Genomic DNA, 24,112 nt, shown 5'->3' on the forward strand with positions numbered 1-24,112 from the left:
ACCGCCCCGACCCGACCTGACCGACCTGACCGACCGATCCGCACCCGCACCCGCACGAGAGAGACCAGGGACCACGAGATGACCGAGAAGACCGCCCTCACCCCGAGCACCCACACCACGCCCCCCGCGAAGTTCTCGCACGGCGTCCGCAAGGGCAACGTCCTCCAGGTCGCCGGACAGGTCGGCTTCCTGCCTGCCGTCGAGGGCCAGGCGCCCACCGTCGCCGGGCCGACCCTGCGCGAGCAGACCCTCCAGACCTTCGCCAACGTCGCGGCGATCCTCCAGGAGGGCGGCGCGAGCTGGGACGACGTGCTGATGCTGCGCGTCTACCTCACCGACACCGCGCACTTCGCCGAGATGAACGAGATCTACAACGCCTACTTCGAGGAGCAGGGGCTCCAGGCGCCCCCGGCGGCGCGCACGACGGTCTACGTCGGACTGCCCGCCGGCCTGCTCATCGAGATCGACGCGCTCGCCGTCCTCGGCTGACCCCGGCCCGACCTCCGCCGCACCCGCCCGGCACGACGCCCGCCTCGCCCCGGGGCGCCGTGCCGTGCTCCGTGCTGCCCGCACACTCCCGGCACGCCCCCCTCCCGCACGCACCTCCACGCACCTCCGGCGCACCCCCCGACCCACACGGCAACGCACGGAAACAACGGAGTTTTTCGCATGCTGACAGCCGCCACGCCCCCCGACGAACAACCCCACACCGGTGGCCTGCTGATGCTGATCGACGGCACCGGCGGCCTGCTGACCGTCGCCGCGCTCGGTATCGCGCTGCTCCTCTACCTCATCATCAAGGTCCGCCTTCAGCCCTTCGTCGCGCTGCTCGCGGTCTCCATAGCCGTCGGCCTCGGCGCGGGCCTCTCGGTCACCGAACTCTTCGGCACCGTCCAGAAGTCCGAGGCCGTCTCGCTCATCGAGTCCGGGATGGGCGGCATCCTGGGCCATGTCGCGATCATCATCGGACTGGGCACCATGCTCGGCGCGATCCTGGAGGTCTCCGGCGGCGCCGAGGCCCTCTCCGTCCGGCTGCTGGGCATGTTCGGCGAGAAGCGCGCACCGCTGGCGATGGGTCTGACCGGACTCATCTTCGGCATCCCCGTCTTCTTCGACGTCGGCATCTTCGTGCTGGCGCCGATCGTGTACGCGGCGGCCAAGCGCTCCGGCAAGTCCGTCCTCCTCTACGCCATGCCGCTGCTGGCGGGCCTGTCGATGACGCACGCCTTCCTGCCGCCGCACCCCGGCCCGGTGGCCGCCGCCGGACTGCTGGACGTGGACCTGGGCTGGGTCATCCTGATGGGCGTGGTCTGCGGCATCCCCGCCGTGCTGGCCGCGTGGGCGTACTCGGCGTGGATCGGCGAGCGCATCTTCGTCGCGGTGCCGCAGGACATGGTCGAGGCGGTCGAGGAGTCCAAGAAGGCCATCGCCGACGAGCAGCGCGCCTCGGGCGTCAAGCCGACCGAGGAGCCGGTGGCGGTGGGCACCGTCCTCGCCATCATCGGTACGCCGCTGGTGCTGATCCTCGCCGCGACCTTCTCCTCCATCGCACTGGACCCCTCCACCTTCCGCTCGGTGGTGGAGTTCCTGGGCCACCCCTTCGTCGCGCTGACGATCACCTTGTTCGTGGCCTTCTACGTGCTGGGCATCCGGCGCGGCTGGTCCCGCAACTCGCTGGAGACGGTCTGCACCGCCTCCCTCAAGCCCGTCGGCAACATCCTGCTCGTGGTCGGCGCGGGCGGCGTGTTCGGCGCCGTCCTCAAGGGCAGCGGCATCGCGGAGGCGCTGGCCGACACGTTCAACGACATGGGCCTGCCGGTCATCGTGCTCGCCTACCTGATCTCGCTGGTCCTGCGGGTCGCGCAGGGTTCGGCCACCGTCGCGATCGTGACGACGGCGGGCATCGTCGCCCCGCTGCTCCTGGAGGGCGACTACTCGCAGGCGTCCACCGCGCTGGTCATCATGGCGATCTCGGCGGGCTCGATCTTCGCCTCGCACGTCAACGACGGCGGCTTCTGGATCGTGGCCAAGTACTTCGGGATCTCCGAGCGCGACACCCTCAAGTCGTGGACGGTGCTGGAATCGGTGCTCTCCGTCGCGGGCTTCGCGGTCGCCGCGCTGGTCAGCCTGGCCGTGTAGCCGCAGGCCCGCCACGCCCTCTTGCCAGGCCGCTCTCCGAACCGAACAATGCGGTGCGTCAAACCGAAAGGACCTTCGGTTCAGAGAGGAACTCCCCCCATGAAAAGACCTCTCGTCGGTGCCCTGTCGGCGGCGCTCTTCGGAGCCGCCGCCCTCACGGGCATCGCCGCGACCCCCGCCGCGGCCACAAGCCCCCAGGCGGGGAAAGGCGCGGACACCGCGCAGCAGTCGCAGGCGGCCCCGGACTTCGCGGGGACGGTGGCACTGAGTAACTGTTCGGGCTCCGTCGTCCGCGTACCCCAGTCCGAGCCCACCGATCCCGCCCTGGTGCTCTCCAACGGACACTGCCTGGAGAGCGGCATGCCCGGGCCGGGCACGGTCATCACCGACCAGCCCTCCAGCCGCACCTTCACCCTGCTCGGCGCCCAGGCGAACGACCTCGGCACCCTGCGGGCCACCAAGGTGGCGTACGGGACGATGACCAAGACGGACATGTCCGTGTACGAACTGAACACCACCTACCAGGAGATCGAGTCCCAGTACGGCATCCAGCCGCTCGACATCGCGCCCGAGCACCCCACGGCGGGCACCGACGTCACCGTCGTCTCCGGCTACTGGAAGCGGACCTACAGCTGCCAGATCGACGGCTTCGCGCACCAGCTGAAGGAGGCCGGATGGACCATGGAGGACTCCATCCGCTACACCTCCCCGTGCCGCATCATCGGCGGCACCTCCGGGTCGCCGCTGGTGGACGACGCCACCGGCCAGGTCGTCGGGGTGAACAACACCATGAACGAGAGCGGCCAGCGCTGCACCCTCAACAACCCCTGCGAGGTGGACGAGAGCGGCAACGTCACCGTCCATCCGGGCATCGGGTACGCCCAGCAGACGTATCTCCTCACGGACTGCATAGGCACCGGCAACAAGGTCGACCTGAACCTGCCCGGGTGTCAACTGCCCAAGCCGTGACGGTGGTCGGCGCTTCCTGAGCGGGGCGGGGCGTACCCGGACCACGGGGTCCGGGCACGCCCCGTCTCCGCAGGCCCCCTTGTGCACGCCGCCGCCCGCCTGTTTCATACGCCGGGCATCCTGTGGCGACGAGCGCGGAGGCCGGACATGGCGGCAGAGCCCGAGCACAGCACCCCTGCGGGCGCCGAAGGCGGCGCCTCCGGGCAGGCGGACACCGGCTCGGCGGACACCGGGCAGGCGGGGACCGGCCCGAAGCCGAGCTGGCGCCACCTGGGACCGGGCATGGTCGTCGCGGCGACCGGCGTGGGCGCGGGCGACCTCGTCTCCACCCTGCTGGCGGGCAGCAAGTTCGGCTACACGCTGCTGTGGGCGGCCGTGCTGGGCTGCGTCGTCAAGATCGCGCTGGCCGAGGCGGTGGGCCGCTGGCACCTGGCCACCGGCCGCACCCTGCTGGACGGCTGGCGCAGCCTCGGCTCCTGGACCACCGGCTACTTCGCCGTGTACGTCACCGTCTGGGGGTTCGTCTACGGCGCCGCCGCCATGACCTCCAGCGCGCTGCCCCTCCAGGCCCTCTTCCCCGGCGGCCCCGACCTCAAGTACTGGGCGATCGCCACCGGGCTGCTCGGGCTGGCCTTCGTGTGGTTCAACCGGTACGCGGTCGTCGAGAAGGTCATGATGGCCTTCGTCGGCGTGATGTTCGTGGTCGTCGTCTTCGTCGCGATCCGGGTCTCGCCCCAGCTCGGCGACTCCTTCGCCGGACTGCTCCCGGTCCTCCCGGACGGCTCGCTCATCTACACCCTCGGCCTGGTCGGCGGCGTCGGTGGCACGATCACCATGGCCGCGTACGGCTACTGGATCAACGCCAAGGGGTGGACGGGCCCCGGCTGGATGCGCATGATGCGCTTCGACAACCGGGTCGCGTACGTGACGACCGGGATCTTCGTGGTGGCGATGCTGATCGTGGGCGCGGAGCTGCTGCACGCGAGCCGCATCTCGCTCACCGAGGGGGACCGGGGGCTGCTCGACCTCGGAGACGTCCTGGAGGACCGCTTCGGCGGCTTCACCGCCAAGCTCTTCCTCGTCGGCTTCTTCGCCGCCTCGTTCTCCTCGCTGGTCGGCGTGTGGCACGGCGTGAGCCTGCTCTTCGCGGACTTCGTGGCCCGCATCCGGAGCGGGCGCGCGGCTGCGGGCGGCGAGGGGGTGCGCGCCGTCGCGCGCGGCGGCCAGGAGCGTTCGCTGCCCTTCCGGGGCTACGTCCTGTGGCTGACCTTCCCGCCGATGGCGCTGCTCTGGCTCGACCAGCCGTTCGGGCTGGTCATCGCCTACGGGGTGCTCGGCGCGTTCTTCATGCCCTTCCTCGCCGTCACCCTGCTGTGGCTGCTCAACACCTCCCGCACACCCGGTCCTTGGCGCAGCGGCCTGCTGAGCAACTCGGTGCTGGCGGCCTCGGGGGTGCTGTTCCTGGTGCTGTGCGTCGAGCAGGTGCGCGACCTGCCGTGGTGACGCGGACAGAGCTGAGCCCCGGCCCCGTCCAGCAGGAGGCGTCCAGCAGGAGGCGGGGCCGGGGCGCCGGACCTGGGACGGGCCCGGCGGGTGCCACCGGCCGGACGGGGGTGCAGCCCGTCCGGCCCGTGGGCACCGGCTCGTGCCGGGCGGGGGCCGGAGCCCGTCACCCGGATCGGTGTGCGGTTACGGCAGGCCGTGCACGTGCGGTCCGACCGCGTTGGACCAGGCGTTGCCGTTCAGCGCGTCCCAGTTCGTCGACCAGGTCATCGCGCCGCGCAGTGCCGGGTAGGTCTTCGCGGGGGTGAACTGCCCGCAGTTCGTACCCTTGGCCAGGCAGTCGAGCGCCGCGTTGACGACCGACGGGCTGACGTAGCCGCCGCCGGCGCCGCGCGGTGAGGCCGGGGTGCCCAGGCCCACCTGGGAGGCGTCCAGGCCGCCCTGGAGCTGGATGCAGGCCAGGCCGGTCAGGAAGTCGACCGTGCCCTGGCTGTAGACCTTCTGGTCGCAGCCGAGCATCGCACCACTGTTGTAGTACTGCGTGTTGACGACGGTCAGGATGTCCTTGATGTTCAGCGCGAGCTGGAAGTACTGGGTGCCCGTGGACTGCATGTCCAGCGTCTGCGGCGCCATGGTGATCACCAGGTCGGACCCGGCCTTGGCCGACAGCTGCCGCAGTGCCTTGCTCATGTAAACGGAGTTGATGCCGTGCTCGAGGTCGATGTCGACGCCGTCGAACCCGTACTTCTGCATCAGCGCGTAGGTGCTGTTGGCGAACCGCGTCGCGGAGGCGTCGTCGGCCACCGAGACGTTGCCCAGCTCACCGCCGACCGAGATGATCACCGACTTGCCCGCCGCCTGCTTCGCGGCGATGTCCGCCTTGAAATCGGCCTCCGAGGGAGCGAGCGCCGGGTCCAGGTTGAAGACGATCTCGCCGGGGCTGGCCGTCGAGTCCGCGAACGCCACGGCGATGATGTCGTAGGCGTTCTGCACTTCGCTGATCCGCTGCGTCTTGGCGCCGTTGTTGAAGTTCTGCACGTAGCCGGTGACCGCGTGCTTGGGCACCTTGTTGCCGCCGCCGCCGTTGTCCGCCGAGGTACGCGCGTTCACGGTCGCCGACTTCGGCGACTCACCGGCGCCGTTGACGGCAGTCACCTGGTAGTCGTACGAGGTGGAGGGGGTGAGCCCGGTCAGGCGCGCGCTCGCGCCCGGAGCGGACTGCACCTTCTGGCCGTTCTGGTAGACGTTGTACGCCTCCGCGTCGGCGACCGCCGTCCAGGACAGCTCGACGGAGTTGGCGGTGACCGTGCCGACCGCCAGGCCCGCAGGCTTGGCCGGGATCTGGGGCTCGCCCGGGCCGCTGCCCGGTCCGGCCAGGTTCACGTCGTCCGCGAAGTAGGCGGGCTGGCCGTACCAGCCGTGCGTGTAGACCGTCACGGAGGTGGTGTTGGGGCCGGTGGAGAAGGTGGTCTTGAGCTGCTTCCAGTCGGGGGCGGAGCCGGTCCACGCCGTGGCGTCCGTGGTGCCGGTGCCGCTGGCGCCCAGGTAGACGTAGCTGCCCTTCACCCAGGACGACAGCTCGTAGTCGGAGTTGGGCAGTACGGAGACCACCTGGGCGCACCGGCCGTTGTCCTGCCCGGCGGGGGCCGACTTCAGCGCGCTCGTGCCGCTGTGCACGGTGGTGGTGTCCGCGGTGCCGTTGCCGCCCGAACAGGTCCAGCTGCTGAGCCCGGCCTCGAAGCCGGGGTTCTTCACGAGGTTCGCCGCCGCGGCGCTGGTCTGGGCGGTGGCACTGGTGCCGCTCCTGGCGGCGGCCCGGTCGCCGCTCTCGGCGGCGCCGGCCGAGGCGCTGCTGAGCCCGGCGGTGAGCAGCGCGGCCACCGTGGCCAGCACCACCCCGCCGAGCCGGGCGCCGTGGGCGCGGCCTCTCGTGGGGCCGGTCGTCCGTTTCCGTCTCGTACGTGTGCTGCGTTCCACTGGCTGCCTCCGGCGTCGGGGGGTTGGGGGAGGAAACGCTCTGCGGTGTGCGGTGCGGTGCGGTGCGGGGTATGCGGTGTTGAGGGCGCATGCGGTTCTTGCGGGTGTTTCCGACACGGTGGCCACCGTGGTACTGAGCCGGAAGACTGGTCCAGACCAATAGCTGTGTCAAGACTTCGCGCGCGTTCTCGTCCGACTCCCGCCTCCTGCCCGTGCTTGACCGCAGGTGGCAGCGGGGTAGGGCACAGGCGCGGGCGGCAGATCCGGCGCGGGTGGTGTCCGGAGCCGCTGTGTGGGAACTGGTTCTCTGTCAGGAGCCGCGCCGATAAGGTGTTATGTCGCAGTCAGTTCCCCGGACCAGCGGAATCCGGGACGCGGCGGCCGACCACCAGCACACTGGGACACAGCAGTTGAAGCGGATGCGGAGCAGTCGGGCGGGGTGCGGAGCCCGCGGGCTCCGGCGCCGGCGAAGGCTGTGTCCACACACCGTTGAGGACGGGGGGAGCGGGACGTGACTACCGCCCTAGCGGTCACCAGCCATGGGCACATGCTGTCGCCCCCCGACCGCCACACGCCCCGCGCGCACCTCCTCAAGCCCCCCGGCGAACAGCCCCTGGACGCCGCGCTCGACGAGGTCCAGACTCTGCTGGAGCAGCACGGCCACCTCGTCGCGCTCTACCCCGAGCCGCTCCCGACCCCCTTCCTGCACCGGCTGCACACGCTGCGCGCCCTGCTGGAGAGCGACCGCATCGCGCTGCTGCCCACCGGTCTGCCGCCGCTGGCCACGGGCGTGCTGGTGCGACAGCTTCGGCAGCTCTCCCTGTGCGACTTCAGCCCCGGCGTCCTGGCGGCGGCGGCCCGGCTGCTGGCGCACTACATCCACGCGGGGGCGGTGCTCAACTCGGTCACCAAGCTGGACCGGGTGCCGGTCTCGCTCACCGCGCACGCCAAGTCCTGGATGCCGGGCGCGCAGTTCGCGGTGCTGGCCGCCCCAGTGCCCCGGCTGATCCGGCTCGGCAGCGGTGGCGCCGGCGGTGGCGGTGGCGGTGGCGGTACGAGCGGCGGGGGGCTGCCCGCGCCCGAGTACGGCACCCGCCTCACCGTCGCCCCGGGCGCCGTCGGCGCCGACTGGGTCACCCAGACCCTCGCCCCGCAGTGGGGGGCCTCCGAGGTGCAGGAGGCGTACCTTCCGGAGGACTCGGCCCGCTGGTGGGGCACGGCCAAGCTGACGGAGTTCGCCGCCGCGATCCCCGACCTGTCCGTCCTCTACCAGCTGGTCGCGTCGGTGCGGCGGGACGAGTGCCACTGGTGCGGGCTCGAACTCATCGGCGACCGCTGCGCGTTCTGCTCCGCCTCCGTGCCGGCCGGTGTGCCGGGACCGCGCGCCGGGCGGGCCGGGCCTGCGCGCGGCGCGTCGCGCCGGTCCGGGCAGCGGGCCGCGCCGATGGCGGCGCCCCCGGTCGCGCCCGTACCGGCGTCGATGCCGCGGCCGTCCGCCGAGCCGCCCGTCCCGTCCGCCGAGCCGCCCGTCCCGTCCGCCGAGTCGCAGCCGCCGTCCGCGCCCCCGTCCGCCGCGGCCCCGCCCCGGGCCGTACGGTCTCAGCCGCTGCCGCAGCAGCAGCCCCCGCCCGTCCACCAGCCGCAGCACCCGACGTACCCGCAGCACCCGCCGAGCACCGCAGTCGCCGTCCACCAAGGGGACTCTTGTCCATGAACTCACGCCAGCGCCGCGGCGTCATCCTGATCGTGATCTCCGCCCTGTGCGCCCTGGGGGCCCTCACGGGCGTCGTCGTGGTGGTCCGGGACGTGGAGTCCAAGGTCGGCCCCGAGACGACGGCGTACGAGCTGAAGGGCGACATACCGGCCTACGAGCCGCTGGACGCCGGGCAGTTCAAGAAGGTCTCCATGCCCGAGCGCTGGCTCCCCGACACGGCCGTCACCGACCTCGGCGCGCTGCGCGGCAAGATCGCGGTCAACCCGCTGCGCAAGGGCTCGCTGCTGCAACGCGACATGATGGCCGAGCGCCCCGCCCTGGAGCCGGGCCAGCAGGAGATCGCCATCATGATCGACTCGGCCACGGGTGTCGCGGGAAAGATCAACCCGGGCAACAAGGTCAACATCTACGCCACCTTCGAGGGCGACCGTTCGGGCGAGAAGGCCGAGCCCTCGCAGTCCAAGCTGATCGTCAACAACGCGAAGGTCATCGACGTCGGCGAGCTGACCCCGTTCAAGGAGGGCGGCGACGACGACGCGCGCACCCGCGAGCGCGAACGCGAGGGCGTGCCCATCACCTTCGCCCTCTCCACCGCCGACGCCCAGCGCGTCGCGTACGCCGAGTCCTTCGCCGAGCACGTACGGCTCGCGCTCGTCGCCCCCGGCAGCGAGGCGGTACCGGAGGACGAGCGCACCTACACCCTCGCCCGGGACAAGTGAGGCACCCGATGCAGCCCCTACCGCCCCCGCAGCCCGGAATCACCCGCGTCCTGCCCGCCGTCAGCGACCAGGACGCGGCCCGCGCACTGGTCACGCTGCTCGGCCAGCTGCCGGAGTGCGAGCCGCTGCCGCCCGCGGCGGACTCGACGCAGCTGCTCGACACCCTCGCGCATGCCGCCGCGGGCTCCGTCGCCGACCTGCCCGAGGCGGTCCTGGTCCACGAGCTGATCGGGCCGGTGCCCGCGCTCGAACTGATCCGGGACGTCGCGCTCCGCTTCCCGGCGGTGGGCGTCATCCTCGTCACCCGCGACACCTCGCCCGCGCTCTACTCCGCCGCCATGGACGCGGGCGCCCGCGGCGTCGTCGGCCTTCCGCTGGGGTACGACGAACTCGCCGCCCGGATCGGCGCCGCGGCCAGCTGGGCGGCGGGCGTACGGCGCCACCTCGGCGCCGTACCGGAGGCCCCCGGCGGGCCCGGGACCCCCGGCGGCATGGTGCTGGCGGTCACCGGGGCCAAGGGCGGGGTCGGCTGCACCCTGACCGCCGTCCAGGTGGCGCTGGCCGCCCGCGCCTCCGGGCGGCACGCGGCGCTGATCGACATGAACCTCCAGTCCGGTGACGTCGCCGCCTTCCTGGACGTCCAGTTCCGCCGGTCGGCCGTGGACCTCGCCGGGATCAGTGACCTGACGCCGCGCGTCCTGGAGGACGCCGTCTACACCCATGAGACGGGGCTCGCGCTGCTGCTCGCCCCCGGCGAGGGCGAGCGCGGCGAGGAGGTCGACGACCGGGCGGCCCGCCAGATCGTCGCCGCCATGCGCGCGCGCTACGAGGTCGTCGTCATCGACTGCGGCACCCAGATGCACGCCGCGAACGCCGCCGCCGTCGAACTGGCCGACCGCGCCGTCCTCCTGACCACCCCGGACGTGCTCTCCGTACGCGCGGCCAAACGCATGGTCCGGCTCTGGGAGCGGCTCCAGATCCGCAAGGCGGAGGAGACCGTCACCACGGTCAACCGGGCCTCGCGGCACACCGAGATACAGCCCGCGCTGATCTCCCGCATCGTCGGCACACCGGTGGCGCAGGCCACCGTCCCGGCCAACTTCAAGGAACTCCACACCGCGCTGGACGCCGGCCGCATCCACGACCTCGACCACCGCAGCACGGTCAAGCAGGCCCTGTGGTCGCTCGCGGCCGAACTCGGCGCCGCCGCACCGCTGGAGGCGCCCAAGGGGGGCAGGCAGGGGAAGGGGTCCAAGCACTCCCGGACGGGCAAGTCCGCGAAGGCGTCCAAGCCGTCGAAGCCGGGCAGGACCGCCCGGCAGGCCAAGCCCTCCGGCTCGGGCCGGCAGCCGAACGGCGCCAAGGGGGCGGTCGGCGGCGGCACCCGGCCCCCCGCACTGCCACCGGGCAGCCCCGCCACGGGCGGCGACCGCCAGTGGGACGACCGGGGGTCCGTACACCTGCCCGCGCTGCCCGCCCCCTTCGCCCGTACGGCCCGCACACGGCGGCGGCGTGCCGCGGGTAGGGGCGGCGAGACCGCCGTCCTCGGTGCGCGGGGGCCCGGGCGCGACAGCACCGGTGCCTTAGCGGCTGTCCCCGGCACGCCTGCCCCAGGTCCTGCCCCGGCCGGGCGCGACGGCCCCGGTGACCCGCCCCGGCGCAACCTGCGGGACGAACGGGGCGCGCTGACCGTCGAGTTCGCGGGCATGGTGCCGATCGTCGCGGTGGTGCTGGCCCTGCTGTGGCAGTGCGTCCTGATCGGCTACACCTTCACCCTCGCGGGCAACGCCGCCGACGAGGGCGCCCGGGCCGCCGCCTCCGCCGCCGCGTACGGCGACCCGGCCGGCGCCTGCGAGTCGGCCGCGCGCGAGCACCTCCCGTCCGCCTGGGGAGCGGAGGCCAGCATCAACTGCTACGTCTCGGGGCACGTGTGGAAGGCGGACGTGGACCTCGCCACCCCTGTCCTCTTCCCGGGCGCCGCCAACCTCCCGTTCACGGTGCACGGCAGCGCCGGTGCGGCGCTGGAATCGGAAGGTGGGTGACCATGCGTCCCGTACGGCGTACGTGCCAGGCACTCCGGCGCCGCGCGCTGCGCCGCGACCTCCAGCGGGGGGCGTCCAGCATCGAGTTCGCCGGGATGCTGCCGCTGCTGCTGATCGTGGCGCTCGGCGCGATCCAGCTCGGCGTGGCGGGCTACGCCGTACAGCAGGCAGGTACGGGCGCCCGCGCGGCGGCCCGTACGGCCAGCCACGAGGAGCTGGCCGGGCAGTGCGCCGGTGCCGGGCAGGCGGCGATGAGCGGCTGGACGGCGAACCGCTCCTCGTTCAGCTGCGCCCGTTCCGACGAGGAGGTGACCGTGACCACCTCGGTCTCGATACCGTCGATCATCCCCGGCATCGGCGGCTTCGGCTCCGCCACCCGCACCGTCACCATGCCCAGCGACTAGCCCCGACCCCGACCCGACCAGCTGCCCGCCCCCGACCCGGAAGGGACCGACCCGTGAGTCTGCGCTCCCGCATGACCACCCCCGACGGTGACCCCCGAGGCAACGGGGCCGCCGGCGGCACCCACGCCGGGGGCCTCGCCCCCGACACCACCGGCCACCTGGTGCCCGCGTACCGCACCAAGCTGCTGGAGGAGATCGACCTCGCCGAGATGTCGGCCCTCGCGCCCGCCGAGCGCCGCGCCCGGCTGGAGCGGGTGCTCGGGCACATCATCAGCCGCGAGGGCCCGGTGCTGGCGACGCACGACCGCGAGCTGCTGATCCGCCGCGTCGTGGACGAGGCGCTCGGCCTCGGCGTGCTGGAACCGCTGCTCGAGGACCCCTCCATCACCGAGATCATGGTGAACGGGCCCGACCAGGTGTTCGTGGAGCGGGCGGGGCGCGTGGAGCAGGTGCCCGTCCGGTTCGCCTCGCACGAGCAGCTGATGCAGACGATCGAGCGCATCGTCTCGACCGTGAACCGCCGGGTGGACGAGTCCAACCCGATGGTGGACGCCCGCCTCCCCTCCGGCGAGCGCGTCAACGTCATCATCCCGCCGCTCTCGCTGACCGGCGCGACCCTCACCATCCGCCGCTTTCCCCGCGCCTACAAGCTGGACGAGCTGATCGGGCTGCGCACCCTGGACGACCAGATGCTGCTGCTCCTGTCGTCCTTCATCCGCGCCCGGTTCAACCTGATCGTCTCCGGCGGCACCGGCTCCGGCAAGACCACCCTGCTCAACGCCCTCTCCGGGCTCATCCCGGAGCGGGAGCGCATCATCACCGTCGAGGACGCCGCCGAACTCCAGCTCCAGCAGCGTCACGTCATCCGCCTGGAGACCCGCCCGCCGAACGTCGAGGGCAAGGGGCGGATCACCGTACGCGACCTCGTACGCAACTCGCTGCGGATGCGGCCGGACCGGATCATCGTCGGCGAGGTGCGCGGCGGCGAGACCCTCGACATGCTCCAGGCCATGTCCACCGGCCACGACGGCTCCCTCGCCACCGTGCACGCCAACAGCGCGGAGGACGCGCTGATGCGGCTCCAGACGCTGGCGTCCATGTCGGAGGTCGAGGTGCCCTTCGCCGCGCTCCAGGACCAGATCAACTCCGCCGTCGACGTCCTCGTCCAGCTCGCCCGGCTCGCCGACGGCTCCCGGCGGATCGTGGAGATCTCGCTGCTGGCTTCGCACGGCCGCGAGTCGTTCTCACTGGCGCCGGTGTGCCGCTTCGACGCCCGGCCGATGTCCTCGGACGGGCGGGTGCACGGGGCCTTCGTCCACCTGCCGCTGCCCCGGCGTACGGGCGCGCGGCTGGCGATGGCCGGTGAGCCGGTGCCGCCCGCGTTCGGGGTGGCGAGAGGGGACGCGCAGTTCACCGCCCGCACCGCCCCGTAGCCCCGAGCCCCGCAGCGCCAAGGCCCCGCAGCCCTGAGCCCCTCCCCGCGCCCACCGAACCGAGGACCGACCCTCATGGACAGACTCGCCCAGATCACGCTCGGCGCCACGCTCCTCGCCGGCGTGCTGGCCGTCGCGGGCGTGCACACGTTCGCCTCCGGCCGCGCACAGCGCCAGGAGCTGCTGGACCGGCTCTCCAGCACCACCGGTGAGATCGCCCTGCCCGACGGGCGGCGCCGCAACTTCGCCGCCGTGGACCGGCGGCTGCGCGGCACCGGACTGGGCCGCCGCATCCAGCGGAAGCTGGCGGCGACCGGACTGGACCTGACCCCCGGCGAGTTCTTCGTCTACGTCACCGCCGCGTGCGCCGGGCTGTGGTTCGTCGCGGCCTCGCTGCTCGCGCCCTTCTTCGGCCCCATCGCCGCGATCACCAGCCTGGTCGCCGGAAACGCCTTCCTCAACTGGCAGCGCCAGAAACGCATCGAGGCGTTCATCAACCAACTGCCCGAGCTGTCCCGCATCCTGGCCAACGCCACTTCGGCGGGCCTCGCCCTGCGCACCGCTCTGGGCATCGCCGCCGAGGAGCTGGAGGCGCCCGCCGGGGACGAACTGACGGTGGTCACCAACCAGCTGGCCGTCGGCCGCTCCATCGAGGACGCGCTCAACGAGCTGGCCGAACGCCTCCCCTCGCGCGAACTGGTCGTCCTGGTCACCACGCTGGTCCTCTCCAACCGGGCGGGCGGCACGATCGTCAGCTCCCTGCGCAACCTCACCACCACCCTGGAGGAGCGCAAGGAGACCCGCCGCGAGGTCCGTACGATGCTGGCCGAGGTCAACGCCACCGCGTACACCATCCCCGTACTGGGCCTCGGCGCGATGCTGATGATGAACTCCATGTCACCGGGCGCGCTCGACAAGGTCACCGGCTCCCCGCTCGGGCAGATCGCGATGCTGCTGGCGGTGGGCCTCTTCGCCCTCGGCTTCGCCGTCATCCGCCGCCTGGGCAAGATCGAAGTCTGAGGAGACACACGATGGTTCCGCTCCTCCTCGGCCTCCTCGCCGCCGTCTCGGCGCTCGGCCTGATCACCGGCGTCCGCCTCTACCGCCACGAGGCGGAACTGCCGCGCGACCTCGCGCTCGCCCTGGAGGTCGGCGCGAGCCGCGCCACGGCCAGGGACCAGGCCGTCGACCGGCTCGGCATGCGGTTCGCCCCGGCCGTCCTGCGGCTCATGGGGCCCAAGCTGATCGACAAGAAGCGCCGCAAGATCGACCAGGCGGGCAACCCGGGCGGCCTCACCCTGGACCGCTACGCCGCACGCCGCGCCGTCTACGGCATCTTCGGCGCGCTGATGGCACTGGTCGGACTGGCCGCCGACAGCCTGCTGTTCGCGGGGCTCACCCTCGCCTTCGGCTGGATCGCCGCCGACCTCTCCCTCGCCCAGGCCATCAAGGACCGCAAGCGCGTCATCGAACGGACCCTGCCCGACTTCCTCGACGTACTGGCCGTCGTCGTCTCCGCCGGACTCAGCTTCCGCCAGGCGCTCGACCGCGTCGCCGAACGGTACGAGGGCCCGTGGGCCGACGAACTGCGCATCACCCTGCGCCAGATGGACATGGGCGTCAGCCGCCGCGAGGCGTTCACCCAGCTGCGCAAGCGCAACGCCTCCGACCAGGTGGACCAGTTCGTCACCGCGCTCCAGCAGGGCGAGGAACTGGGCGCGCCGATCGCCGACACGCTGGTGCAGATCGCCACCGACATGCGCCGTACCGACGCGCAGAACGCACGCCGCAAGGCTGCCAAGACGGTGCCCAAGGCCACCATCGCCACCATCGCCTTCCTGCTTCCGGGCACGCTGATCCTGATCGTCGCGACCTTCATACTGGGCTCGGACACGGACTTCGGCTCGATCCTCGACGGATGAGGCTCCGCACATGAGCCTCCGGAGCGGGGCGTCCGCCGAATCGCCCGCCGGGCCGTCCGCCGCGCCGCCGTCCTGGCCCGACGCGCCCCCCGGGCTGATCGCGGACGACGCCCCCGCGCCCAGCATCCAGGTCCAGCGCAGCGCCCTCCAGGCGCTCTGCCGCCAGGTCATCGGCTTCCGCCTCGCCATGATCGCGTTAGGCACGCCGTTCGCCCTCGCCCGCGCCGCCGACGGCCCGGCGGGCTGGCTGGTCGGCACGGCCATCCTCGTCACCGTGCTCGTCTCGTACGCCCTGCTGCGGGACTGGGAGCGCTTCGGCCCCCTGCTGCTGCGGCACCCCGCGCTGCTGGCCCTGGACGTCCTCCTGCTCGCCCTGCCGCTGCTGACCGCCACCCCCAACTCACCCGTCGGATACGCGGTCGTGAGCACGCCGATGCTCGCGGGCCTGCTGTACGGCTGGCGCGGCGCGGGCCTGTTCACCGGGCTCCAGCTGCTCGTCCTCGCCGCCGCCTACAGCGCGTGGAGCGAACGGCTGGGCTCACCGGCCACCACGTTGCTGCTCGCCGGATTCTGCGTGGCCGTGGGCGTGGTGGGCGTGACCCTGCGCAACCTGATGTTCCACTTCGGCACCGCCAGCGAGGCGCTCACCCAGGCACGGGCCCGGATAGCGGTCGGCGAGGCCGTCGAGTCCGAACGCGCCCGGCTGGCCCGGGAGATGCACGACTCGGTGGCCAAGACCCTGTACGGCCTGGCGCTGGCCGCCGACGGCCTGGCCGCGTCCGCCTCCGTTGAGGGCACCGACGCGGAAGCGGGGTCGCTGCGGCGGCAGGCCGAACTCGTCGCGCGCTCGGCGCGGCGGGCGGCGGCCGAGTCGCGCGAACTGCTGACGGGGCTGCGGGGCGCGGGGGCACCGGTGGGGGACGTGACTGAGAGGGCTCCGGCCCGCCTGCGTGGCCTCGACGGCCTCGACGGACTGGGGGGCCCGGGGGGCCCGGGGCAGCCCCACGGCCTCGTGCCTCTGGCCGCTCTCACCGCCGAAGTCGCCCGGTACGCGGCGGAGTTCGGCGAACGCACCGGCCTCCCGGCGGAGTTCCGGCCGCTGCGCGCCCTGCGCGAACCGGGCGCGGCAGGGCGCGCCGCCGACGGGCCGCGCGCCGCCGTATCCCGCCAGACGGCGCGACAGGCGCTGACCATCGCCGCCGAGGCCCTGGAGAACGCCCACCGGCACGCCCACGCCACCCGCCTCACCGTCTCGGCGGGCCCGACCGGCACCGGCTACCTGCTGAGCGTCCAGGACGACGGCCGTGGCCTGCCTCCGCACACCGTGCTCGGAGACCTCAGCAGGGCGGGCCACTTCGGGCTGCTCGGCATGGCGGAGCGGGCCGCCCAGATCGGCGCCCGCCTCCGCATCGGACGGGGGGACACGGCCGTGGGTACCGAGGTACGGCTCGAACTCCCCCCGACGGCGATTACCCGCTCGCCACCGGGGGATGCCCCGTACAGCGGTGCACCCCCGCCGCTGCCGCCTCCCCGGCTGCCACATCCGCCGCCCGACTGACCCCGCCGCCCTGCCCGTACCCGCCCGCCCCGGCGCCCGCCCGTCCGCGTACCGAGAGGAGACCCCGCCCATGCCGTCCCAGCACACCTCGGCCCACTCCGCCGACCTGCACTCGGTGGAGACCACCCCGAGCAGCCGCGCGCCGCTGGCCGCCGTCCGGGTCCTGGTCGCCGACGACAACCCGGTGGTGAGGGCCGGGGTGCACGCCCTGCTGGCGAGCCGTACGGACATCCAGGTGGTGGCCGAGGCCGCGGACGGCAGGCAGGCGTGCGAGGCCGCCCGGCGGACCCGGCCGGACGCCGTCCTGCTGGACGTGCGGATGCCCGGCATGGACGGCATCTCCGCGCTCCCGCACCTGGCCCGGCTGGCACCGGTGATGATGCTGACGTACAGCGGGGAGAGCGCCATCGTCCACGAGTCGTTACGGCTCGGGGCGCGCGGCTACCTCGTGCACGGCGAGTTCACCGCCGACCAGCTGGTGGCCTCCGTAAGGGACCTCACCGAGGGCCGCACTCCCTTCAGCGCCACCGCCTCCGCCGCCCTCCTCGCCCTCACCCCCGCCACAGGCTCCGGCGCAGCACGCCCGGTATCGAAAGCGTCGCAGGAGCACCGAAACTCTGGGCTGCCTCCAACGGGCATGAAAAAGTCAGGAGTTGAGCCGCGACGGTGGGCGACGGGCGCCCGCCACGCACACCGCGGGGCGCGGGTGCTGAGCGAACGCGAGGAGGAGATCATGGAGTTGATCGCATCCGGCATGAACAACACCCAGATCGCCGCCACGTGCTTCATCAGCGAGAAGACCGTGAAGAACCACATCAACCGCATCTTCACCAAGCTGCGCGTGACCACCCGCAGCGAGGCCATCGCACACTGGCTGGGCACCTCCCGCCCCGGCGGCCCCGGCGGTGCGCGGTGAACGACCTGAAACGCTGCTGCCACGAGGGCCGTTGGTCCAGGGTTTGGGCCCACGGGCCCATGCGCGGAGAGTGCGTGGGACAGTACGTTCCGGAGTGTGCCACTGGCATGTGGACGAGCACGTCGGCGGATACAGGGTCGGCCGACACCAGAGGAGCCCGAGATGAAGCCCATCCGCAACTGGACCACCACGACCATCACCCGCCTGCGCGCCCGCGCATCCGACCGAGGCGCGTCCTCCATCGAGTACGCGGGCATCGTGATCCTGGTAGCGGGCATCATCCTGGCGATTCGCGGGCTGGGGTTGGACGGGAGGATCTCCGGGGCCATCTCGGGGTGGGTCGACGCCGTCATCGGTGGCTGAGGCACGCCCGAGGTGACAGCGGGCAGACCGTCATCCTGTACGGCGTGGTGATGTCGGGTCTTCTCTTTCTCGCCTTGGCGTTCTTCGCCGTCGCACAGGCCGCTACGGTCCGGAACGGGGGACAGTCCGCAGCAGACGCGGCGGCCCTCGCGGCTGCTCGGGATGACCGGGACGCGTTCTTCGACGGCTTCATGGCATCTGCGGGGGACAAGGACGGTTGGCAGGACTGGCTCGACCTCACGGCCCCCCTGAACGGAGACGGCTGCGGTGCGGCGGCGGAATTCGCCGGAAAGAACGATTCCGATGTGCTGGACTGCGGTGCCGTTGTCCGGGATTCCGACCCTGGCTACTCCGTCCGCATTAAGACCCGGTTCGACACCGGCAGTTCTATCATTCCCGGTGCGGAGAACCGCCGTGCGACGGCGACAGCGACGGCAGTCGTCCAGCCGCTCTGCGATGTCGACTCCGACGCTGATGCGAAGAAGATCGAAATCGACTGTGACGGCGAAGAGTTCGAGATCGACCCCGATGACGAGATCGACCTGGAGCCAGCCGACCTCTTTTCCGTGGTGCTGGTCGACTGATGAGCGAGAGACGAGTGAAGGAAGCGCAAGTCATGAGCATTCGGCGCACCATGAAGGCCCGTAGGGCGGTGACCGCTGTGGCGATCACGACGGGCTTGGCCCTCGCGGCGGTCGGCTGTAGCGGAGGCAGCGACGACGACGAGCCGAAGAGTGAGTCCTCCTCGGGCCAGTCGGAGCAGGACGGCGGCAAGAACGACGACGAGGGCGGGGGCTCCGGCGAATCGAAGGACGGCCAGGTGCTCGCGGAGGTGAAGGGGGGCGAGAACATCACCCTGACCATCACGTCCGCCACCAGGGACGAGGGCGGGTTCGTCACCATCTCTGGCAAGGTCGAGAACGGGAGTGGAAAACTCTGGATGAAGTTCGGCTGGTCCGGCGAGGAATCGGAGTTGAGGGCGAAGAACTCGGCTTCCATGGCGGGGGCGAACTTGATCGACAAGGAAGGGCGGAAGCGGTACTTCATTCTCCGTGATACCGATGGCCGCTGTCTCTGCACCGTGTTCCGGGGTGGTGTCCAGGCAGGCAAGACGGTTACCTGGTTCACTCAGTTTCCGGCCCCGCCCGAAGGGAACAACAAGGTCGACTTCCAGATCGCCGACATGCCCCCCGCCAGTATCACCATCTCCGAAGGGTGAGCGCCCTCCATGATCCGGAAAAGAACGCGCGCCCTGCGGTTCGCCGCGTGTACGACGACGTCCGCCGTAGTCCTGACCGGGCTCGCCGCCACCGCCGCCCACGCTGACCCCTCGCCGCTTCCCTCGCCCCCTCCGGGGCCCTCCCTCCCCGGCGACGGCGACCCGACGACCATCCCGACAGGCGCCCCCTCCCTCCCCGGTGAGGGTGGGCCGAAGCCCGAGTACAGCGAGGCGCCCGACAGCATCGGGGACTCCAAGCCGCCGACCGAGGTGGACGCCGAGGCGTCCGGGCTGAAACTCGCGGACGGGGCCGACCTGGCGCCGTCGAAGGTGCTGGACATCAAGTTCGTCACCGAGGACATGGGCGGTGAGGAACGCCGGGAGGACAGCAACAAGAAGACGAAGTTCACCCTTCAGGCCGAGGTCCTCTTCCCGCGGGACAGCTCGAAGCTGAACGGCACGGCCAAGGACCGCATCGCGGAGATCGCCACCGAGGCGGACAAGCAGTCGGCCACCGAGGTGAACGTCTTCGGCTTCACCGACGACCTCGGCTCCTACGAGCATGGCAAGGAGCTGTCCAAGAAGCGCGCCACGGCGGTGCAGAAGGAGCTGTCCTCGAAGCTGGACCCCGGCGTCACCTTCCAGGTGCGCGGCTACAGCGAGGACTACCCCATCGCCGACAACGGCACGGAGGAAGGCCGCAAGAAGAACCGCCGCGTCGAGGTGTCCTTCCCGCGCGGCGAGTAGCCGCGCTGCGCCTGACGCTCGCTCCGGGCCATCGTCTCCGCGGGCGAGGCGCGCACCCGTGGCGCGGCGGTGACGCTGCGGGGCGCCTCAAGGGGCGCCGGTCAGTGTTCCAGTACGTGTCCCGTGCCGGCGTCCACGTGGGCGGGCACGTCGCCGCGCAGGTCGCCGACGGTGGAGGTGCCCGTGGGCTCGAACATCAGGATCGCCGCGCCGTCGGCCGAGGACGGTTTGTGCTCGACTCCGCGCGGCACGACGTAGATCGACCCCCGGGGGAGCACCACGGTCCGTTCGGCGGTGCCCTTGGTGCCGGTCCCGGTGTCGGTCCCGGCGCTGTTTCCGGTGCTGTTCCCGGCGTCGCGCAGGGCGATGCGCAGTTCGCCGTCGAGGACGAGGAAGAACTCGTCGGTATCGGCGTGGCTGTGCCAGACGTGCTCTCCGGCGACTTTGGCGATGCGGACGTCGTAGTCGTTCACCCCGGCGACGATGCGGGGGCTCCACAGCTGGTCGAAGCGGTCGAGTGCGCTGGCGAGGTCGATCGGGTCACTGTTCACCCGTGCATCGTCGCGCTGGTGCTCCCGTCACACGAGTGCTAGGAATCGCATATGCCGCCTGGATTCTCGCACCGCGTGGCCCTCATCGTGGATGAGGGCTCCAACCCGTTCGAACTGGGTGTCGCCACTGAGCTTTTCGGTCTGCGACGCCCTGAGCTGGACCGTGAGTGGTACACCTTCACGCTGTGCGCCGCTGTGTCGTCCGTACGGATGCACGAGGGCTTCTTCGCCATGACCGGGCTGGCCGGGCTCGACACTGTGGACACCGCTGACACGGTGATCGTGCCGAACCGCCCGGACCCGGAGGTGCCGCCGTCGCCCGCAGTGCTGCGCACGATCCGGGCGGCGGCAGCCCGTGGTGCACGGCTGGTCAGCTTCTGCACCGGGGCCTTCACGCTGGCCGCCGCCGGTGTGCTCGACGGCCGCCGGGCCACCACACACTGGCGATGGGCGGAGCTGTTCGAGGACCTGTACCCCGCCGTGCGGCTGGAACCGGACGTGCTGTTCGTGGAGGACACCGGGGACGGGGGCCTGGGCGGGGACGGCCACCGCGCGCCGGTGGTGCTCACGGCGGCGGGCAGCGCCGCGGCGCTGGATCTCGGGCTTCACCTGATCGGTCGCGACCACGGTGTTCACGTGGCGAACCTGGTGAGCCGACGCCTCGTGTTCGCCGGGCACCGTGAGGGCGGACAGCGTCAGTTCGTGGCGCGCCCGCTGCCCGCCGTGCCGGACACCTCGCTCGCCCCGCTCGCCGCCTGGGCCCGGGAGCGGCTGGACGGGCCGCTGACGGTCGAGGACCTGGCGGCGCGGCTGGCGGTCAGCCCTTCCACCCTGCACCGTCGCTTCCAGGCGGAACTGGGTACCACTCCGCTGGCCTGGCTCACCAACGAGCGGGTGGCGCTGGCCCGTCGGCTGATCGAACGCGGTGAGCGGCGGCTGGAGGTGGTTGCCCGGCTGAGCGGCCTCGGCTCCGCGTCCAACCTGCGCGCACAGCTGCGGCGACGCACGGGGCTGACGCCGTCTGCCTACCGCCGCCAGTTCGGGCCCGGGCGTCAGTCCGTCTGAGGGCGGGGTCAGGACGACGGGTGAGGTGGCGAGGGTGGGCGCGTTGCGTACAACGCGGTGATCTGACGTCCCGCGTGGGCGAGTTCGGTGCGGGCCTCCGGCGGCGAGAGGACTTCGACCACCGTGCCGAACTGGAGGAGCTGCCGGACGGCCGTCAGCACGGGGAAGTTCAGCACCACCGGCACCCAGTCGGCTTCCCCGCCGGCATGCGCCGCCTCCTCGCCCGCCTCCGGCGGTACGGCGGTCAAGGTGGGCCCCACGATGCGGGCGAACAGGTCGAACCGGGAGCGCTGTACGCGCGCCCGCACCCGTACGCCCTCCGGCCGGTGCTCCACCTCGCGGCGCAGCACCTCCCACGCGTCGGCCAGCTCCACGCCCGCCCGGCGCCGCACCGGCGCGTCGGTGACGGTCGCCGACCGGACCCGCTCGGCGCGGAAGAGCCGCGGGCGCCCGCCCCGGTCCGCGACCAGGTACCAGACTCCGGCCTTCGCGACGAGACCGTACGGGTCGACGGTGTACGTGCGTGAGGTGCTCCGGCCGCTGTGCCGGTAGCGCAGCCGCAGCCGCTGGTCGGCGAAGACGGCGGTGTGCAGGACGTCCAGGTCGACGGCTGTCTCCCGGCGTGCCGTGCCGTCGGCGCGCGGGCCGCTCAGCCACCGCTGCGGATCGACGAGGATGCGGCGGCTGGTCAGCTCGGCCGCGGGCCGGTGCGGTGCGGGCAGGGCGGCCATCACCTTGCGCAGTGCCGAGCCGAGCGCCTTCTCCAGGCCGAGTGCGGAGTGCGCGCTCTGGGCGGCCAGGACGAACAGCGCCCGCGACTCGTCCGAGGTCAGCCCCGTGACGTCGGTGCGGAAGCCGGGCAGCAGCGCGATGCCGCCGTGCCGGCCGCGCTCCGCGTAGACGGGGACACCGGCGGCCGAGAGCGACTCGACGTCCCGGTAGATGGTGCGGACGGAGACCTCCAGGCGGTCCGCCAGGTCGGCGGCCGGGACGCGGCCCCGGGTCTGGAGGAGCAGGAGGAGGGAGAGCAGCCGGTCGGACTTCACCTGTCCAGGGTGCCTCAGCGCCTCCGGATACCTGACACAGGATGTCAGGTGAGGGTGGGCACGGCGGGTTGGACGTGGTGGCCCTGTGCGAGCCTGATACCCGGCGCAACTCGCCGCCGTGGTGCTGGCGCACGACTTCGACGCGTACGTGGAGCCCGCGCTCCGCTTCCTGGAGCGCGGTGTGCACGTGCCGAGCGAGGTGGCCGCCTGCCGCAGCGAGGAGGAGGGCCGCGCGCTGGTCGCGGCCGACGCCGCCGGTCCCGCCGGCTACCCCCGTTCGCCGAGAACTACGTGCTGCATCCGCACCTCCAAAGGATGAGCGGCCTGGTGGCCGAGGGCCGGACCGGCGAGATCGAGCTGACCGAGGCCGACTACCTGCACGCGCTCGCGCCCGAGGACGTCCACGCGCTCACCGGCGATCCCGCGCACCGGCGCGGCCGTATCGAGCCCGCCGCGAACTGCACGCACACCCTGTCCCCGATCCTGGACACGGCGTCGGACCGGCCCGTGGAGGTCTCCGTCTTCGGCGTGCAGCCGGGCGCGCGGCCCGGCGCGGTCGTGCTGGTGGTCCGCCTCCCCAGCGGGGCGCCGGCGCTGACTCGGCAGACCTTCCTCCAGGGGGAGCCCGACAGCCACTGGTCGTGGATGCGTACGCGGCACCGAGGGGCTCGCCGAGTTGCTGCGCGCGCCGGGCGAGGCTGCGTGGTCCGTGCGTACGCGGGCCGAACCCTGGATCGGAGGCGGCGCGTTGAAGGACGAGACGCAGGCGCCGCCGCCGCCGCTGCGGCTGGCCGGACTGGAGGTCGACCGGGCCGAGGAGGGCGCCGCGCTGGTGGTGGCGGCCTTCCGGGACACCCTGGTCGACGGGGCGGAGCCGCGCATCTCCGTCCCCTCGGCGCTGGCCGCGTCCCTGGCGGGCGTGTACGCGCCGGACGGCCCCCACGGCTCCCCGGCGCGGTAGGGGCGCGGGCAGTCGGCCGCGTACGCTCGGCGGGTGCTGATGCTGTGGACGGTGCTCGCCGCCGGATACGGCGCCGTGGCCGGCCTGTTGCTGCCGCGCGCCGTCTACCGCTTCGCGGTCGAGCCGGGCGAGCCGCGCCGCGCCGCCTGCCCGTACGGCCATCCGCTGGGCGGCGGTGCCCGCGGCTGGCTGGGCCCGGCCCGCTGCCGCGACTGCGCGCGCCCCGCGCCGCCGTACGGCCCGTCCGCCCGCCGCTACGGACTCGCCGGCGCGGTGCTGTGCGGCGCGCTCACCGCGGCCGTCGGCCTGCGGCCGGAGCTGGCGGTGTGGCTGCTGGCCGCACCTGTCGCCCTGCTGCTGGCCGCCGTCGACCGAGCCGTGCACCGGCTGCCCGACCTGCTCACCCTGCCGCTCGCCGCCGCCACCGGCGCCCTGCTCGGCGCGGCGGCGCTGCTGCCGGGCGCGGCGGGCAGCTGGCCGCGGGCGCTGTTGGGGGGCGTGGCGCTGGGCGGCTTCTACTTCCTCCTCTTCCTCGCCCACCCGCGCGGGCTGGGCTTCGGGGACGTCAAGCTCGGGCTCGGCACCGGCACGGCCCTGGGCTGGTACGGCTGGGACGTGCTGCTCGCCGGTGCCTTCCTCGGCTCGCTCCTGCTGGCGCTGCACGGCGCGGCGCTGCTGGTCACCGGGCGCGCGGAACGCGGCACGGCGGTCTCCTTCGGCCCCTTCATGCTGCTCGGCGCGCTGGCCGGGGTGCTCGCCGCGGGGGCGGCGGCGTAGCCCCCGGCGCACGGGATCGCACACCGGATGTGTGAACACTGCCGGAGATGCACGAACGGAGCCGCTGTAGGCGCTATGGTGGAAGCC

General features: G+C 72.5%; 24 protein-coding genes. 21 read left to right on the forward strand and 3 right to left on the reverse strand.

The features are described from left to right. The first annotated feature begins 78 nt into the window (after positions 1-78). From H299_RS0107000 to H299_RS0107015, 4 genes are all read left to right on the forward strand, one after another. Complete coding sequence (locus H299_RS0107000; RefSeq protein WP_027747835.1) at positions 79-489, forward strand: RidA family protein; 411 nt, start codon at positions 79-81, stop codon at positions 487-489. A gap of 180 nt (positions 490-669) precedes the next feature. Continuing rightward, positions 670-2,139 (forward strand): GntT/GntP/DsdX family permease, encoded by a 1,470-nt coding sequence (locus tag H299_RS0107005; protein WP_027747836.1) that lies wholly within the window; start codon positions 670-672, stop codon positions 2,137-2,139. Between the two features lie 99 nt (positions 2,140-2,238). Continuing rightward, the gene (locus tag H299_RS0107010) at positions 2,239-3,108 is read left to right on the forward strand and encodes a S1 family peptidase (protein WP_027747837.1); all 870 of its coding nucleotides are present in this window, start codon (positions 2,239-2,241) and stop codon (positions 3,106-3,108) included. A 147-nt stretch (positions 3,109-3,255) separates the two neighbouring features. Continuing rightward, positions 3,256-4,611, forward strand: a complete 1,356-nt coding sequence (locus H299_RS0107015) for an Nramp family divalent metal transporter (RefSeq protein WP_027747838.1) — start codon at positions 3,256-3,258, stop codon at positions 4,609-4,611. A 186-nt stretch (positions 4,612-4,797) separates the two neighbouring features. On the opposite strand, the gene H299_RS0107020 is transcribed toward H299_RS0107015, so the two are convergent. Continuing rightward, entirely contained in the window at positions 4,798-6,588 is a 1,791-nt protein-coding gene (locus H299_RS0107020; protein ID WP_027747839.1) for a glycoside hydrolase family 18 protein, read from the reverse strand. A 511-nt stretch (positions 6,589-7,099) separates the two neighbouring features. On the opposite strand from H299_RS0107020, the gene H299_RS32610 reads away from it, so the two are divergent. The 13 genes from H299_RS32610 (at position 7,100) to H299_RS0107085 (ending at position 19,625) form a co-directional block, all read left to right on the forward strand. Continuing rightward, positions 7,100-8,302 (forward strand): hypothetical protein, encoded by a 1,203-nt coding sequence (locus H299_RS32610; RefSeq protein ID WP_199782403.1) that lies wholly within the window; start codon positions 7,100-7,102, stop codon positions 8,300-8,302. Then, the gene (gene cpaB / locus H299_RS0107030; RefSeq protein ID WP_027747840.1) at positions 8,299-9,021 is read left to right on the forward strand and encodes a Flp pilus assembly protein CpaB; all 723 of its coding nucleotides are present in this window, start codon (positions 8,299-8,301) and stop codon (positions 9,019-9,021) included. The genes H299_RS32610 and cpaB overlap by 4 nt, the downstream gene beginning before the upstream one ends. A gap of 8 nt (positions 9,022-9,029) precedes the next feature. Further along, entirely contained in the window at positions 9,030-11,063 is a 2,034-nt protein-coding gene (locus tag H299_RS0107035) for a division plane positioning ATPase MipZ (protein ID WP_078512527.1), read from the forward strand. A 2-nt stretch (positions 11,064-11,065) separates the two neighbouring features. Beyond that, a complete protein-coding gene (locus tag H299_RS0107040; protein WP_027747842.1) occupies positions 11,066-11,467 on the forward strand; it encodes a TadE family protein in 402 nt (133 codons plus the stop codon). Between the two features lie 53 nt (positions 11,468-11,520). After that, on the forward strand, positions 11,521-12,900 hold the full coding sequence (locus H299_RS32615) for a TadA family conjugal transfer-associated ATPase (protein ID WP_037758096.1): 1,380 nt from the start codon (positions 11,521-11,523) through the stop codon (positions 12,898-12,900). A 75-nt stretch (positions 12,901-12,975) separates the two neighbouring features. Continuing rightward, the gene (locus tag H299_RS0107050) at positions 12,976-13,920 is read left to right on the forward strand and encodes a type II secretion system F family protein (protein WP_027747843.1); all 945 of its coding nucleotides are present in this window, start codon (positions 12,976-12,978) and stop codon (positions 13,918-13,920) included. 11 nt (positions 13,921-13,931) lie between these two features. Then, positions 13,932-14,822: a type II secretion system F family protein gene (locus H299_RS0107055; protein ID WP_027747844.1), complete on the forward strand. Its 891-nt coding sequence runs from the start codon at positions 13,932-13,934 to the stop codon at positions 14,820-14,822. A gap of 10 nt (positions 14,823-14,832) precedes the next feature. After that, the gene (locus H299_RS32620) at positions 14,833-16,380 is read left to right on the forward strand and encodes a sensor histidine kinase (RefSeq protein WP_051262199.1); all 1,548 of its coding nucleotides are present in this window, start codon (positions 14,833-14,835) and stop codon (positions 16,378-16,380) included. A 70-nt stretch (positions 16,381-16,450) separates the two neighbouring features. Next, a complete protein-coding gene (locus H299_RS32625) occupies positions 16,451-17,296 on the forward strand; it encodes a response regulator transcription factor (protein WP_078512528.1) in 846 nt (281 codons plus the stop codon). A gap of 162 nt (positions 17,297-17,458) precedes the next feature. Then, positions 17,459-17,659, forward strand: a complete 201-nt coding sequence (locus H299_RS0107070; RefSeq protein ID WP_027747845.1) for a hypothetical protein — start codon at positions 17,459-17,461, stop codon at positions 17,657-17,659. Between the two features lie 50 nt (positions 17,660-17,709). Then, positions 17,710-18,243, forward strand: coding sequence for a hypothetical protein (locus H299_RS0107075; RefSeq protein WP_027747846.1), 534 nt, complete (start codon positions 17,710-17,712; stop codon positions 18,241-18,243). A 32-nt stretch (positions 18,244-18,275) separates the two neighbouring features. Further along, positions 18,276-18,878, forward strand: a complete 603-nt coding sequence (locus tag H299_RS0107080) for a hypothetical protein (protein ID WP_027747847.1) — start codon at positions 18,276-18,278, stop codon at positions 18,876-18,878. Between the two features lie 9 nt (positions 18,879-18,887). Continuing rightward, the gene (locus H299_RS0107085) at positions 18,888-19,625 is read left to right on the forward strand and encodes an OmpA family protein (protein WP_051262200.1); all 738 of its coding nucleotides are present in this window, start codon (positions 18,888-18,890) and stop codon (positions 19,623-19,625) included. A 101-nt stretch (positions 19,626-19,726) separates the two neighbouring features. Here the strand turns inward: H299_RS0107085 and H299_RS0107090 are convergent, their stop codons facing one another. After that, on the reverse strand, positions 19,727-20,176 hold the full coding sequence (locus tag H299_RS0107090; RefSeq protein WP_027747849.1) for a cupin domain-containing protein: 450 nt from the start codon (positions 20,174-20,176) through the stop codon (positions 19,727-19,729). A gap of 51 nt (positions 20,177-20,227) precedes the next feature. Here H299_RS0107090 and H299_RS0107095 point away from each other — a divergent pair, with 51 nt between their 5' ends. Further along, positions 20,228-21,241 carry a helix-turn-helix domain-containing protein gene (locus H299_RS0107095; RefSeq protein ID WP_027747850.1) on the forward strand — a complete coding sequence of 338 codons (1,014 nt, stop codon included), beginning with the start codon at positions 20,228-20,230 and terminating at the stop codon, positions 21,239-21,241. A gap of 8 nt (positions 21,242-21,249) precedes the next feature. Here H299_RS0107095 and H299_RS0107100 read toward each other — a convergent pair whose 3' ends face one another. Beyond that, complete coding sequence (locus tag H299_RS0107100) at positions 21,250-22,287, reverse strand: WYL domain-containing protein (protein ID WP_027747851.1); 1,038 nt, start codon at positions 22,285-22,287, stop codon at positions 21,250-21,252. A gap of 118 nt (positions 22,288-22,405) precedes the next feature. Here H299_RS0107100 and H299_RS37430 point away from each other — a divergent pair, with 118 nt between their 5' ends. From H299_RS37430 to H299_RS0107115, 3 genes are all read left to right on the forward strand, one after another. Next, entirely contained in the window at positions 22,406-22,606 is a 201-nt protein-coding gene (locus H299_RS37430; RefSeq protein WP_027747852.1) for a hypothetical protein, read from the forward strand. A gap of 429 nt (positions 22,607-23,035) precedes the next feature. Beyond that, complete coding sequence (locus H299_RS37435; RefSeq protein WP_158692285.1) at positions 23,036-23,248, forward strand: hypothetical protein; 213 nt, start codon at positions 23,036-23,038, stop codon at positions 23,246-23,248. Positions 23,249-23,287: 39 nt separating this feature from the next. Continuing rightward, positions 23,288-24,025 (forward strand): A24 family peptidase, encoded by a 738-nt coding sequence (locus tag H299_RS0107115; RefSeq protein WP_027747854.1) that lies wholly within the window; start codon positions 23,288-23,290, stop codon positions 24,023-24,025. The last annotated feature ends 87 nt before the right edge of the window (positions 24,026-24,112 follow it).

Source organism: Streptomyces sp. CNH287, assembly GCF_000424825.1.